This window comes from Candidatus Uabimicrobium amorphum (assembly GCF_009002475.1).
In the GTDB taxonomy this organism is placed as follows: Bacteria; Planctomycetota; Uabimicrobiia; order Uabimicrobiales; family Uabimicrobiaceae; genus Uabimicrobium; species Uabimicrobium amorphum.
The window spans coordinates 5,121,408-5,136,482 of the sequence record NZ_AP019860.1; the positions used below are offsets into that span (position 1 = coordinate 5,121,408).

The window sequence follows — 15,075 nt, forward strand, 5'->3', positions numbered from 1 at the left end:
AAAGGCACAGCGTTTGCTGTGCCTTTTTATTGTGAGAATATCCTAGTTATTTTTGGAAAAATCAGTTGTCTTAAAGTGTATTTCAAAGTCTTTAAGTGGTACACCCTCTTTACTTTTGAATGCGCCCCACAAAAGCATTTGATACTCTTTATTAGCTTGTAATTTCATCTCAATGGTAATCGACATTTTATCTGCAGAATAGACCACCTTTGCCACATCAGGAAATGCATCTTTACCTTTTGATCCATAATTAAAACCCATACCGCGCATCTCACGATCAAAAAAGACTTTTAAAACTTTCGTGTCTGGTGCTACGCATTGACTTCCATTCTCAAAAGGTTCTAATTTCGTTACTTTTGGGCGCGTCTTATCAAGTTCCGCTTCAAATGCAGGAAAATCTGCCGCCAATTTATCAAAAAATTTGACCAATTTTGGCAGAAAAGACTCTAGCGTGGAGTACTTTTCCCTATTTTGTACATATTTTTCTAGTTCAACAAGCAATTTAGGTGTCCATAAAAATCCACTACCCACTTCGTAATTTACTCTTTTGCGAACGTAGTCTTTGTCAAAACCGTGGTCTTTAAGATATTGGATCACGCATGCACGTACAATCGACTCAAAATACATTGTTGTCCATTTTCCGTAAGCACGACTTTTCATCTTTTTTTCCACATAAGGAAATATAATTTTACCGCTTTTTTCGAGCGCTTGTTTGTACTCTATGACCAAAGGATTCACAAAAGAATGATTGAACTCATGGAGTAAAGTGGGAAAACATTGTTTTATTGGATACTCGGGTATTCCCGCCTCATCTACTTTCCACGTTCCCATAATCGCATAGAGAGTTTCTTGTCCATTGACCGTTACACTCGGTCCATAATTGCCACCGCCATTTCCTAAACCACAGACAATGACAAACTTGCCCTTAGGAGGGCAACCATAGAAATTCGAGTACCAATCCAGATCTAACTGTTGGTAAACTTTGCCCAATCTTTGCGACGCAATTTCGTACAGCGCTTTATTGTCGCGAAAAAAAGTTTCACAGTCGGCTTCCATATAAAAGTCTTTGAGTAAGAGTACAAATTTTTGTATATCGTCTTTTTCCCACCGCTCATCAATATTCTTGATGTCTGGCAATAGCTTAATTTCAGGAGGTTGACTAATACGCACCGCCATGGACATGACAGCATCAAACGAAATTCCTTTTTTCCGCAAAACGTTTTTTATAAAGAAAATGAGTTTGTGATTTTTGTGTTTAAAAAAATGCTTTTCGATATTGTTTACGTATTTGGGAAATGCTTTCGAGTTGTATTCACGGCTATCTGCTAATCGGAATGCGATACTCAAAAGTTCGACGCGTTTATCCACTTTAGGAGGCTGTAGAATTGCTTGTTGCGCTGCCAATTGGACAATAACGGTACTGATAAAAAATATAAAGAACACAATTTTTTTGAAGACAAACATTTGAAACTCCACGGAAAATAGAAAAAGATGACTCAAATCAATAGCTATCAAAAAAGAGAGATGATGCGAATTAAATGATTATCAAAGCTACCAAACCCAAAAAAAATTCGAATCACATAACAACCAAGGGAGGGAGTGATTCGAATAAAATATCAATGAAAGGGGAGATGATTCGGATCAAGATTTAATGTAGAGGATGATCCGAATCAGCTTTGCGTAATTTAACTCAAATTATTTGATCAAAAGCTTTTGCGATGACAGGGCTTCGTTTGCATTTCTGTGAAAAGCACTTCGATTTTTTCGTACTCATATCGAAACGATAAATATTCGTATTCATTTCAATTGATTATTGGAAAAAAATAAGTAGCGTATCCATTTTGTTAAAATTTTTACAAAAAAAATGCTATTTTCCTGTAACCGCGTGAATTTAAAATGTTTATCCTTGTCCAATATCTTGGAAGAATGATATTATAAAAATTCATGTGTTGTTTACTGTTTCGCTAATATTTGTAGAAATGAATATGCCATGTCCGATTCATCAACAAATCCATCATCGCTAACCCAGGATATTCATAAATGGAAAAGTCAGTACAATCAGTATTCTTCGGAGCACAATTGGAGTGCCGCACTTGAGGTTTTGAGTAAGATACTTGAACAAAATCCTAGTGCAGAATTGTATTGTAAGAGGGCCGTTGTGTTCATTAAGTTAGAGATGAACAAAAAGGCTTATGCCGATTTGCAACAGGCCCATGCTCTTGATAAAGATCACCGCAAAGTCAATCAGTTATTGAAAAAATTTCGCAGCACAAAAGAAATTAGTAGCGCACAGACGGTTGTTTTTTCTCATAGTGAAACCCAGGATACGATAAAAGATGCAACGGTTGTCGACAAATCTTTTCGCGAAGATAGTTCACAGACGTTTCTCGGAGTGGGAAGTCGTTTGGGAGATTATGAGATTCTGGCGAAGATCGGAAGCGGAGGAATGGGCTACGTTTTTAAAGCGCAAGATCTAAAACTCGACCGCGCCGTTGCTTTGAAGTTACTTCACAGCGGAGATAGCGAAAAACAACAACAGAATATTCTCAAAGAGGCGAAAACTACGGCAAATTTAGTTCATCCTAATATTGTGGCCATACACGACATAGGCGAAGAGCAGGGACATTATTATTTTACCATGGATTTTATCGATGGTGCGCCACTTAAAGAGCTTATTGGAGTATACAAACGCGATCAGCTACTCAAAATTTTGATCAAAGTGGCGCATGCGATTGATTTTGCTAACAACGCCGGTGTGATTCATCGCGACCTGAAGCCTGCAAATATTATGGTAACGCACGAGGATGTTCCGAAGGTGATGGACTTTGGTTTGGCGAAAATTGGCGCGACGCAGGAAAGCGTTTCTCAAACAGGAGGACAAATGGGAACTCCTCTGTACATGGCGCCAGAGCAAGTCCAAGGAGATAAGGTTGGTAAATACACGGATGTCTACGCATTAGGTGTTATCTTGTTTGAGATTCTTACCGGGCAGGTTCCGTTTAATGGCGAGACACACTACAATATTTTTTTTCAAATTCTCAATTCGGAAGTTACCTTTCCCAAAGGCAAAAAGATCAAAGAAGATTTGCAACAAATATGCCGCAAAAGTTTGGCGAAAAATCCGAAGGAACGCTATTCGTGCGCTACGGATTTTGCGCGCGATCTACAGTTGGTTTTGGACAATAAGCCCATTTCTATTCAGGTATCCAAAAAGAAAAAAACTCCATATGTCGTTGCGCTTTGCGTTTTGATTTTACTTGGGGTATTGTTTCCTTTTTGGACAAAAAGCGTGCAAGAGCGAAAAATACGCTATTGCATTACCGGTAGTTTCCCACACGATCAAATTATTGAGCCGGAAACGATTCTCCTGAATGGCAAATCTGTGAGGAGTAAGAAGACATTTGCCGCCGGAGAATATGAACTTGTTATACGTCAGCCAGGGTATTTTCCCATTATCAAGAAAATTATCATTGTACCTTCTACGGAGGTTTATGCTCTTAATGAAGTATTGCAGGCAATACCTCGTCGGTTGCATGTTACGTTGCAATATGATGTACTTTCACCAAACAATAACAGTGTGATCACATTCGTTGCAAAACAAAAGTCGAAAGTTTTGAAGCATGGTGATGAGATTACTCCAGGCAAATATACGCTCAAAATCGAACAACCAGGATACAAGATTCAGGAGAAAGTTATTTTTGTATGGCCTGACCAACGACCTTATAGAATCAAGGTGAAGCTGAAGGCGAAAAAGAGAGTCTTGCAGGTATCATGTGATCCGCAGGTGGCTTTTTCGATGAGTATTGAAGATGTGGTGAGTAAAGTACGTCAAGAGATCAAAAATGGTCAGGGGATACGGCCCGGAAAATATAACCTTCGCGTATTTCATCCACAATATAAGGTGTATAAAGAGCGTATTGATGTTGTACCAGCAGCTGAAAAAATCCATATTCAAGCACAGCTCGTTCCTCTAAAACAAGGCGAAAAAAATGAAGGAATTGCTGCAGCGCGCGCCGTATCTTTTTATATTTTTGACAAACAAACCAAAAAGTCGGTCTCTGTTCATCGTATACAGTACGAAGCAAATGGTAAGCCAGTTTCTTTTTACGACCGTTTACCAGTAGGTAAAATAAAAATAAAAGTACAGTTTTTAGAATACGAGACGGTGCGCAAAATAGTCGATATTGTTCCTGGGGATGGGCCATTGATGATTACTTTACCTTTGACGAAACTGCGAAAAATTCAATTTACAACGCCGCGAAGTTTTAAAATGATCGATGATATTCTCTATCGCTATGTAATGTACCAAAACAATCAACGCATAGAGCCGCATTTGTACAAGTATAGTAAACAAGGACGAAAATACAATTGGCAGGTGCACATATCGTCAAAAGTATCACGTATAAAGATATACTCGGGTTATTTCGTGGCCGTTTATGACTGGCAACGCCCGAAGGATATACATTTTACTTCCATTGACATCCCCTCTCTGATGCAACACTTAGAAGACTTACGTAGCAAAACTAGTGGGATTTCATGGTTGGAATCCGTAGAACGTATCATAAGCAATTATAAAGAACGTCAGTATCTACGAAAATGTGGTGTAAAAAATATAAGAAAGCTCATTACGTACATCGAAAAATTGCCTGTTATTCCGCGATACAACGTACAAAAAAAAGAGATTGTATATATTTTGCAAGAATTGTGTAAGGATAATTAGGCACAAAGACGTATAGCATCTTGTCAGTCCTGAAGAATTGACATAACAAAACCCGGATAGAACCCGAGATATTACAAGAATTTACTGTGGCATATAGTTTCCTTTATGTTAGAGATATAGTTTCCTTTATGCTAAAATAGAATTAATATTTTACTTCAACCTAACCAAAAAGGAACTACATATGATAAAAACAACTATGCTTTTTTTATTATCCTTTGTTTTAGCATCATCCTTGAGTGCTACATCAATAACGCTTGATTTCAATAATGCTAATCTTGGTGACTCTATTGGTCTTTTCCATTCAGCACCGACTACTCTTGATATCACTGATGGCATTGGTGGTACTTTTACACTGACGGTTTCTGCTGTTGGACAGGGAGCTACTATTACTTTAGATGGTGGGCAACAAATTTTAAATAACGATAGTGGTATTGGTTTACAAATGGAAGTTACCCACAGTAGTGGCGAAAATCTAAGACTAACAGGTGGTATTGCTAGAGTCCTAAATGGAGGAGGTGATAACTCTGTTAATTGGAATTTATCAAGTGGTGCTAATAGTCTTACGGTTTTTGATAGTGCTACATTACAAGCCATTAGTGTGAGTGGTACTAATTTCGTACCTGGTGGTTCTATTGGCTTTAATACATTTGGAGAAGTAGGAATCCAATCCTTAACTTTCGAGACCGAAAATCCATTAGCTGTTGTTCCAGAACCGTCGACCTATGTTGCTATGCTTCTTGGTTTAGCTTTATTAGGCTTCAGAGTGCGAAAAAAATAACGTAATCACTCACCAAATAACGCTAAATAAATCAAATAAACTGGGGAAGATTCGAACGTTTACGCGACCCCAGTTCCACAATTCCAATAAGCCACTTCTAGAACTACCCCATGAATTTTTACTCGCTTTATCTTGATCTTTATTGTGATGCCATAGCCAACGTAATCTTGGGATGTGGGTTACGAGTATTGTTTCTGATAAAAAAAACATCACCAAGAATACTGTCTATTGTAAAATCTCCCAAAGAGTTATTAAACTGGAATTGATCAACATCGATAAATGGAGCCCTAGCCTGGAACTGAGCGTCCGAATTAAATTGGGCTGTGTTAGAAGTAGTTTGGTCTGTAATCACAAGAGGTTGCCTATATAATTGCATTTAGAAATACTCTGGAGAATTATTTTTGTATAGTCACCATTACCAAAAAGACAAAGAGAAGAATTTGTAGCACCACAAGATATTTACGACGGCGGTCGACTCTTTGCTCTCCCAATTGATTGTCGAGTAACGCGTGAGTAAGAATGATGGGAAGGCCCGCAATAATTCCAAAAATGGCAGATTCTAGTTGTAAGCTCAGTGCGACAGGAGTAATTAGGTAAGTAAGCGCAATTTCCTTAGTGGTGAATAGGTATTTGCGCATTGACCGATACCAAATGGCGGATACTCCTGCTTCTAGGAAAATAATGCACCCAAAGAAAAGTTTAGGGTGCTTTGTCACTTTTTGCGGATGGTCTAATAAGGTACAACATGTGATGATGATTGTACCACCTACAACACTAATAAACATAAATTTGTAAAATGTTTTCCATTGTATACGGTGGAAAAAATCAAAATATTTTGGAGAAAAGTGATTCATCACCAACAGGGAATACCACACCAGTATTAGAAAAATTTTGATGTCTTGGAGGAGGAACAACAAAGGAATGAATCCGCTGAGGAAAAAAAGTCGCCGCTTCATGCGTTGCAAAAACTTTTGCGGTGGTTGGTTTGCTGTGTGGTGTTGCGGTATTTCTACTATGGGACTTGGTGATGGATTTGTAACGTGGTGAATTTTTTTCGCTGAGCTATTTTTCAGAGGAACATTTGTTCTGGCGGGTGTATTGGTGACGGCTCTTTGGGTTTTTTGTTCCACGTTATTGTCGGTCTGTATGTCCGTTTTTTGAGAATGTATACTTTCTTTTTTTTGCAGTTTGACCGGTTGTCGAAGATAAGAGTGCCATTTGCTCTCACAGTTGCGAATGTTGGCCTTTTCTAAGATCGCGATAATTTCACTAGGAGATTGGAAACGTTTGTTCACATCTTTTGCGGTCATGTCCTTTAGCAAATTGTCAACAATAGGCGAAATTTTTTCCAATTTAGGTAGTGGCTTATGCATGTGTTGGAAACTCACTGAGGCAAAGTTCCCCTGGTAGGGGGCTTTTCCTGTCAACAAGAAAAACAAAGTGACTCCCAAAGAATAGATGTCACTGCGGATGTCGACACTATTTGCTTGTTCGATTTGCTCTGGACTCATGTAAGACGGTGTGCCCAATACCGCGTTGTGTTGCGTATGCTGTATTTTTTGATCTTGTGATTTTGCCAATCCCAGGTCGCAAAGTTTTACAATCCCATCGTCTTTGACCATTATATTTCCCGGTTTTATGTCGCGATGAATGATATTTTTTTTGTGAATACAATCTAGAGCTTTTAGAACCTGGTATATCACATATAGTGCGCATGGCTGCGACATGGGACCTCTCTTTTTGACAAGTTGCGACAGGTTATCTCCGGCAATGTACTCCATAATATAATAGTGAAAATTCGTTTTACCAAAATCCAAAATGCTAACGATATTGGGATGGCTAATTTGGGCCAGTAATTTCGCTTCTTGTGCAAAGCGCGAAATCACATTTGGATTTTCTAGCTGTAGTATCTTAATGGCGACCGGACGATTTAAGTTTGTCTGGCGCGCTTTAAAAACGCTTCCCATACCACCTTTTCCCAAGGGAGCTATCATTTCATATCCGGGGATGGAAAATGCTGTTTTTTCTTCGCTTGCCGCTAGTATATTTTCCAATTCTTGATGAGAAACAAAGTTGTTGGCAAGTAAGATTTCGATCCAACTTTTGTGTGGAGTTTGTTGTTTGATCTGCTGGCAGGTGTTTGCTTGTTGTTGCGTGATCATATTGCGATCTATCAAAGATTGGAGTAGTGAGTGTTGGTAATTCATCATTTTTTCCTTATGGATGCTATTGCTGCTCAATGGTGAAGTTATCTGTTACACGCAAGCCAAACAATTTTTCGGTTATTTTTTGTGGTTGTTTGTGTAGTTGCCGTTGAATGTGTTGTGCCGTAAAATCGCGACGAAAGGAGAAGTAGTTGGTGTTGTTGACAAAGGGCCATAAATAAATGCTGTTGTCCCAGGAACCCGACACCAAAATGTCTCCTTTTATAAAACGCAAATGGGAAACTTGGTCTTTGTGTCCTGAAAGAATTTGCATTTGTTTTTGGGTTTTTATATTCCAGATATAAATAAGTGCGGCATTTCCAGTGACAAGTACATCATATTTGGCGTGAAAAACCATTGCGGTGGCAACGGTAAATAAGTTTTTAAGAATGACCACTTTCGCCGTATTTTCGATATCAAAAACGTGTATTTCATTGTTTTGTAGAGAAATGGCAATCACATTTTTACGTGGATGAAAACACAAATAAGCGATATCCGCAGCGTAGTGTTTATGTACTTGCTTGTTTGTCGGTAAATGAATAATACGCAGCGTGGGGCCTGTGGCCGAAATAATGTAGTCATTGCTATTGTTGAAGGCGAATAATGAACCCACATCTTTGACGATGGTCTTGATAAAATGCTTTTTGGCAATATTCCATTGTTGCAAATCATTGTTTTGTACAAGTGCAATGTCTTGTTCTTTGTTTAAGAAACGACTTGGCGAAAGTTGCTGTTGACAAGGTAATTCCGTAAAGAGTTGTGCGCTTTTGCTGTCCCATATTTTGAGGCTATTATCTGAAGACGTAGATGCGAGCCAGCGGCCACTTGGACTAAACGTGACACTGAACACCGTACCTGAGTGTCCTTCCAATGTCGCTTTATCCTGTCCCCATAGCTGAATCGTGCGGTCGCGAGAGCACGAAGCAAAGCGGTTGCTGTTTTCATCAAAGTCTATGCAGTACACCTTATCACTGTGGAGATGGTATTTTTGCGGCGAAGTGTTTTCATTGCTCCAAATTTTGATCGTCTCATCAATCGAAGTTGTCGCGAAGCTTTTGTTTTTTGCATTATAGGCGACATTGTATACTGAACCAGTATGAGCATCAATTGTTCTACGCAACTTTTTTGTGGCAAACTCCCACACTTTTGCTGTACGGTCGCGTGACACAGAAAATACAAATTTTCCGTCATCACTAAATATAGCATTGTACACTTTATCTTTGTGTTTCCCTAAGACACAAATTTGCTGACGTTCCTTGATATTCCACACACGTACAGTGCTGTCTGCTGAAGAAGACACCACGAAGTCTTCATGAATGTCTATATTGTTTATCCCCGCGAGATGTCCGGTAAGTTGTGCATATTTTTTTTTGCCATTCCATATGGTTATGTGTCCGTCTTGGTCACCGGTAATAAGGTCATTGTTGTGAAAGCTTACGCAGTACATTTTCGTATGCGGTACTTTAATGGTATAGAGAAGGCTGAATGTGGTGGTATCCCACACTTTAATTGTTCCATCCCAGGAGGCGGAAGCAAGCTTTTTACCGCTATGGTGAAAGTCAATGTCGCGAACAATGCCGTTGTGTCCGACGAAAGAGGCTAACATTTTTAAATCTCTGTCCCAAATTTTGATTGTGCCATCGGCAGAGCACGTGGCAATCATGTTAAAGAGCGGAGAAAATTTTACCTGATAAATATCATCTTTGTGTGCAGCGACTTGTTTTTTGAGCAATGTAGTACTTGTATCCCACAAACATAAGCGATGGCTCTTTGTCACTGTCGCAAGTAAATCACCTGTTGGGGAAAAATCAAGAGCATAGAGAGGTGGTTGCGAATAAAAAATTTCCCATAGCAAATTTTCACTGTGCAAGGCTTGGCGAATAAAGCTGTGAGATTGTGTTCGCAGCAAATGTGTACTTGGATCATTAAATTGTTTGACAACATCTAATGCAATCCCTGAAAATGCTCCACTTTCGCGCCATGAGCCATTTTGGGCTGCCTGGTTTGCCTTGGTAAGAGCTATTTTTGCTAAACGTATAGAGGCGGCAAGATAGTTTTGTTCTTTTTGTAATTTTTCGCGTTGTGCGATACGTGCTTGTTCTTCTGCTCTCCACCATTGTACTGTGGCGATAATACCGGCACAAAAAAAACTAATAACAACCAATAAAGACGCCGCGATAATGGTGCGGTGTCGCAGGGCAAATTTTCGTAGTTGTATGAACACGGTAAGTGGACGTGCACTAATAGGCAAATGTTGTTGGTAATTGTGTAGATCGCGAATAAATGTTTGTACATTTTGGTAACGGCGTTGTGGTTTTTTTTCCAGGCATTTCAAACAAATGGCTTCAATTTCAACGGGAATATCGGGGTTTAATGTTCTTGGGGGGATGGCGTCTTTATTGACAACTTGATACATTATGTTTAAGTGGTTTTCCCCTTGAAAGGGAGGTCGATGTGTGATGGCTTGGTATAGGGTTGCACCCAGAGAATATATATCGGTACGCAAATCCATTTTTTGTCCGTACACTTGCTCCGGTGACATGTACGCAGGTGTTCCCATCGTTTCGCCTGTTTTAGATAGATTTTCTGTATCATGTAATACTTTTGCCAGACCAAAATCCATTACTTTGGGGACGTTATATTGGGTGATCATTATATTTGCAGGTTTGATATCGCGGTGGATAATGGCATTATCGTGAGCAAACTGGATGGCTTCGGCTATTTGTATCATCAGGCGGACAATGTCCATTATTTTGGGAGAATTTTGCAGAATATAGTTTTTAAGAGAGGCTCCGTCGATATAGTCCATGGCAAAGTAATAGTGATTTTCAAATTTGCCGCTATTGTAAACAGCGATAATATTTGGGTGGCGCAACTTCGCGGTGGCTTTCGCTTCACGTAAAAAACGTTCTATTCTCGTCGAAGATTCATCAACTGCTGATATTATTTTTAAAGCAACCATGCGATCGAGTTTTGTATCATAGGCTTTGTAAACTTCGCCCATTCCACCTTTCCCAAGAATAGAGAGTAAGTTGTAATGAGCAAAATCTTTTCGTAAAACATTGACGCCTTTGTGAAAGGATTGTGGATCGAAGTGAGTTTCATCTTCTACAACTAACAAACGACTGATAGACTCTTGTTCAACAAGTTGCGGGTCTTTGATATCTCTTTTTACGACTTGTTGGACCTCTTTTTCAAAAACTGTATCGCTACTGGCCGCTTGTTTTCGTACTTTTTTCTCGAGTTTGGTGATCAGGTTGGACAGTTCTGGGGAAGGCTCCTTTTCCTCTACTTTTTGCAAAACATGGAGCGCTCGTTGGTAATCACCTGTTTTAACTAGTACCATACCGCGTTTGCGGTGTAAACGCGTGGTGGGATTTGGATGTATTTCAATGGCTATGTCTATAATAGTAAGTGCTTCATTCCACAAGTGTTTGACAACACACTCGTCATACTCGGTGGCCAATTTTGCCACGATAATTTCAAAACTTCTTTCCTCGATTGTCAATGCATTGCGTAAGCTCTTCTTTGCCTCGCGGTAGCGCCGCATTTTTAAAAACACAATGCCTTGTTTAATGTAAAGTGTGATGAGAGGTTCTAGACGGGTGGCGAGTATTTTTTGTATAACGGCAAGGGCATTTGGCCAATCGCGATGTACGATAAACTCGTTGTATTGTTTTTTTAGTGAAAATTCGTTCACGATTTATCTATTTTTTTTGCATGAAAAGGACAAACCCAGTTTTTCTCTACATGCCTACCCGAATATTGTTTTGCTTCAGAAGCTTCACCAAATTCTGCAAGATTAGGATTGATGCTTCCTTGTAATTTAAATTCGCGTTGGCGAATGATTTTTTGGTATTTAGAAAACTTTTGTGTTTCCTTTAGGTTACGAAATTGCACATGAGGATTAAACACGATTGTCGGGTAAGCGAACTTTCTTGTTGACCGTGAACTTTTTGGATGTAGACCGACAATAAAAAATGCACACCGCCCAAAACTATACGCATAGTCATTATCCTCTGGATTAGAACTGACAGCAGGGTCATAGGTATGATATTGTTGATCTAGCTGTTGTAAACGATATAAAAATTTCCACATGGTTGTTTCAAAATGTTGCTCATTTTCTATTTGTGGTTGCTGAAAGCATGCGACAAAGGTAGAAAATTTATCGCCGAAAGTAGGTCTCTCTACCACAAAATTGTACAGATCATGCGCGACACCTTGTAGAGTACCGTCATCATTCATATTTGCATAAAGCCCAAAACGATACGCATTTCTTTTAACGGCAGCTTTTCCTAAAATACAAGAGAATCCTTCGCTCAATATGAAATTGCGAAATGTTTCGTGGACTTCTTGTGTTTTAGGGCAAACTTTTGTGGATATATTCACCAAAGTGGAACCATCAAAGCCATTATAGTTGCTAAATTGTTTAGCAATATTGCTATTAAAGGGGTTTTGTAATAGCATTGTGGTATCTAAAATGTAAGCTTGATGCATGTTAATACTCTACGCAATAAACATCAAAGTATGGGTTATCGTTCTAAGACAAAAAAGTACAGTTAACAATTATAATTTTTTATATACAAAAAAACAGTAAAATTTAGATGAATCTTTTGTTTATTATAAAAAATTAACAGGTTAAGATTTTTTGTTCATTTGTATTATACGTGTGGATTGATACGCAACAACTTTCCATTTTTTTGCTTTGTTTAAGATATACACTGTCGTGAAGCGTAGACTTAAATTTACCTTTTGCTTTCCACCCTGAGCAATAATATTTGAAGTACCTGTGACGACCGCGCAATTTTCGTATATTTTTGCTTTTACGTCTTGTAGTTGTATCGATCGGTATATAAGGTCTTTCTTATTTAAACGTTGCAAAAACGAGGTTTTTGATTCTACAACGCCGTTGGCATGAGTAAAAATTAAATCATCTGCTAGGATTTTTTGTAAAAACGGTTGGTCATTTTCTGTCATTGCCACGTAGCGTTGCTTTTCGAGCTCGATGATAGCTTTTTGGCTTTGTGCATGGAGTAATACAATACTTGCGACACATAAAATTATGTATTTCATAATTTTGACCTAAAATAAAGGAATATCATAAATTGTGGTGTAATCGTATGTTTCGATTTCCAAAGGCGTCGCTTTTTCTAGTTTTTCTATTTCATTGACTTCGATCAAATAAGACTTGTCATAGCCGAGGCGAATGCGTCCTATCTCTAGTTTCATAATACTACCACCAATGAGCGTTTCGAATTTATTGTGGTGGTCGAGGTCAAGCGTCGTTCCGTAGCGGCTACCTAGATCTTTTAGATACCAATCACCAGCGTGGTGGAACATTTGGAAATTTTGGCGTGATATACTGCGTTCGCGTCTGCCGATGTTTACAAAGCAAAATAAATCTTCATCAAAAGACAAACTGCGAATATCGCTCGTATTGCGTCCAAAAACATAGTTTTTATTTTCTTCCAGCGGAAGAATGACATTTTCTTGTACGAGATGAATACCCCACTTCTTTGTTGCCGTATTTGTCGCAGGTTTTGTGTAGAATCCACGTAAAATTAAACGCGTTCCACTTTCAAATTCCATACGATCTCCAATATGTAAAGGAATTTCTTTTGAAGCTGTGGAACAAATGACGTGTTTTCCCAAGGCGTCATTAATGATGGACACCTTAACCTCTCCATGTGTCGAGAGAAAAAACTGGTCTTTTTTGAAATGAATATAATCTGAGTATGGTGGTAGATGTATTTCTTGTTCTGTGTCTAAGAAAAATACATTTCTTTCTTTGGGGCGATCACACATCATCAAATAACTAAAATCACTACTGTAATCGAAGATTTCATTTTTTTTGGGTTCTTTTACGAGAGGAGCTGATTTTTCTTTAAGCCCCGTTGATAACAGAGTACTGTTGTGACTGTTTAACTTCATTGACTTAATGTTTGTTTGGTACTGGTCCCGAGGAAAGTAGTAGTCGAGCCACTCCTTTTCGTACTGTAGTCTTTTTTCTTCTTCACTGAGCAGACGATCGTATATATTCGCTAAGTTTTTTTTGACATTGGCAACGTATTTTTCGTCACTAAATGTTTTATCTTTTAGAGATTTTTCGATTTTAAGTATAGCCAAATATATTAAGTTAGGCGGTGCTGCAGGAGGGATGCCCAAAAAGTCATAGTAATCAAAAAAATGTGATTCTTGGTTTTGAATTTCACTAGTCATTTTGCTTTATCTTTTCTAGAAATTCTACTATTGGTTTCATAAACTTAGTCATACCTATCGTTAGATAGATTCCGTTATGTCCTGCACCCTCCACGCGAATGAAAGATTTGTGTGATGCGGGAGATGCTTCATAAACTTTCTTGCCATGTGAAAAAGGTATTACCTTATCTACCGTACCATGTATTACCATTGTGGGGTAGGAAATGTTTCTAATGCGTTCAATGGAAGGAAGTTTGGAACTCAAAAGAAACTTTGGTAGACGAAATCCAAATAATACACTTGACATATCATGAATAGACATAAAAGGGGCTTCTAAAATAAGAGCGTGTACCGGTTGCTTTGTTGCCAGATAAATCGAAAAAGCGGCACCGATAGATTCTCCAAAAAGTACAAGTTTTTTCGGTTTCATGTTACTCTGCACATATTTAAAAACAGCAGAGACATCCTTGTATATACCTTTTTCCGATGGAGAACCAGTTGATTTTCCATAACCACGATAATCAAATAAAAATACCGAGTATCCCATAAGTTGGAATAATTTTGCACGCGCTTTACGCGTGGTGATATTTCCGGCATTTCCATGTAGAAACAGTAAAAATTCCTTATCTGCCTGTCCGGGGAAGTACCATCCATGTAAAGTTACTTTATTACCCACGCGAATAGTATGTTCTTCTAACCCCTTAATACCTTCTGTATTCCAATCGCCAATGGGATAACGCTGATTGTAATAAATTAAAAAGTCACCGAATAATCGGATGCTAATCGCAATGAGAAATATTCCCAACAATGTGGAGCGTAGAACGCGCACATACCACTTTGTGGTTTTGGTTTTTTTTGCATCATCCATGGCTTCTCTCTTCATAGTAATTGTATATTAAAAATTTTTGAACGTTCGTGTGCAACCGAAAAACAAAATTCAATTCCACGATAATCACCGTAGCCGTAGCCGTAATCGTCACCGTAGCCGTAATCGTCACCGTGACCCTGACCGTGACCCTGACCCTGACCCTCAATGCCATTGACTTAAGCGTAAACAATCTATAATGAAGACTTATGCTACGTGTCATCCCTGACTTGATCAGGGAACCAGACGCTTTCAAGTCAAATTTGTATTGCTGGTTTCCCGCTTTCGCGGGAATGACATGAATTTGTAA

At 38.7% G+C, this 15,075-nt stretch carries 10 protein-coding genes; 3 read left to right on the forward strand and 7 right to left on the reverse strand.

The window, feature by feature from the left end; translation table 11 throughout:
• Positions 1–42 precede the first annotated feature (42 nt).
• The gene (locus UABAM_RS18525; RefSeq protein WP_151969495.1) at positions 43–1,464 is read right to left on the reverse strand and encodes a DUF4932 domain-containing protein; all 1,422 of its coding nucleotides are present in this window, start codon (positions 1,462–1,464) and stop codon (positions 43–45) included.
• Between the two features lie 526 nt (positions 1,465–1,990).
• Here UABAM_RS18525 and UABAM_RS18530 point away from each other — a divergent pair.
• The gene (locus tag UABAM_RS18530) at positions 1,991–4,720 is read left to right on the forward strand and encodes a serine/threonine protein kinase (RefSeq protein WP_151969496.1); all 2,730 of its coding nucleotides are present in this window, start codon (positions 1,991–1,993) and stop codon (positions 4,718–4,720) included.
• Positions 4,721–4,901: 181 nt separating this feature from the next.
• Positions 4,902–5,498: a PEP-CTERM sorting domain-containing protein gene (locus tag UABAM_RS18535; RefSeq protein WP_151969497.1), complete on the forward strand. Its 597-nt coding sequence runs from the start codon at positions 4,902–4,904 to the stop codon at positions 5,496–5,498.
• 395 nt (positions 5,499–5,893) lie between these two features.
• On the opposite strand, the gene UABAM_RS18540 is transcribed toward UABAM_RS18535, so the two are convergent.
• From UABAM_RS18540 to UABAM_RS18565, 6 genes are all read right to left on the reverse strand, one after another.
• Positions 5,894–7,708: a serine/threonine-protein kinase gene (locus tag UABAM_RS18540; protein ID WP_151969498.1), complete on the reverse strand. Its 1,815-nt coding sequence runs from the start codon at positions 7,706–7,708 to the stop codon at positions 5,894–5,896.
• A 16-nt stretch (positions 7,709–7,724) separates the two neighbouring features.
• Positions 7,725–11,402 (reverse strand): WD40 repeat domain-containing serine/threonine-protein kinase, encoded by a 3,678-nt coding sequence (locus tag UABAM_RS18545; protein WP_151969499.1) that lies wholly within the window; start codon positions 11,400–11,402, stop codon positions 7,725–7,727.
• On the reverse strand, positions 11,399–12,199 hold the full coding sequence (gntA, locus tag UABAM_RS18550; protein ID WP_151969500.1) for a guanitoxin biosynthesis heme-dependent pre-guanitoxin N-hydroxylase GntA: 801 nt from the start codon (positions 12,197–12,199) through the stop codon (positions 11,399–11,401). Before gntA ends, UABAM_RS18545 begins: the two co-directional genes overlap by 4 nt.
• A 141-nt stretch (positions 12,200–12,340) precedes the next feature.
• The gene (locus UABAM_RS18555) at positions 12,341–12,775 is read right to left on the reverse strand and encodes a nuclear transport factor 2 family protein (RefSeq protein ID WP_151969501.1); all 435 of its coding nucleotides are present in this window, start codon (positions 12,773–12,775) and stop codon (positions 12,341–12,343) included.
• Positions 12,776–12,784: 9 nt separating this feature from the next.
• Positions 12,785–13,921 carry an FHA domain-containing protein gene (locus UABAM_RS18560; RefSeq protein ID WP_151969502.1) on the reverse strand — a complete coding sequence of 379 codons (1,137 nt, stop codon included), beginning with the start codon at positions 13,919–13,921 and terminating at the stop codon, positions 12,785–12,787.
• Entirely contained in the window at positions 13,914–14,768 is an 855-nt protein-coding gene (locus UABAM_RS18565; RefSeq protein ID WP_173013408.1) for an alpha/beta hydrolase, read from the reverse strand. The genes UABAM_RS18560 and UABAM_RS18565 overlap by 8 nt, the downstream gene beginning before the upstream one ends.
• A 49-nt stretch (positions 14,769–14,817) precedes the next feature.
• On the opposite strand from UABAM_RS18565, the gene UABAM_RS33985 reads away from it, so the two are divergent.
• Positions 14,818–14,943 (forward strand): hypothetical protein, encoded by a 126-nt coding sequence (locus tag UABAM_RS33985; protein WP_261343888.1) that lies wholly within the window; start codon positions 14,818–14,820, stop codon positions 14,941–14,943.
• Positions 14,944–15,075 lie beyond the last annotated feature (132 nt).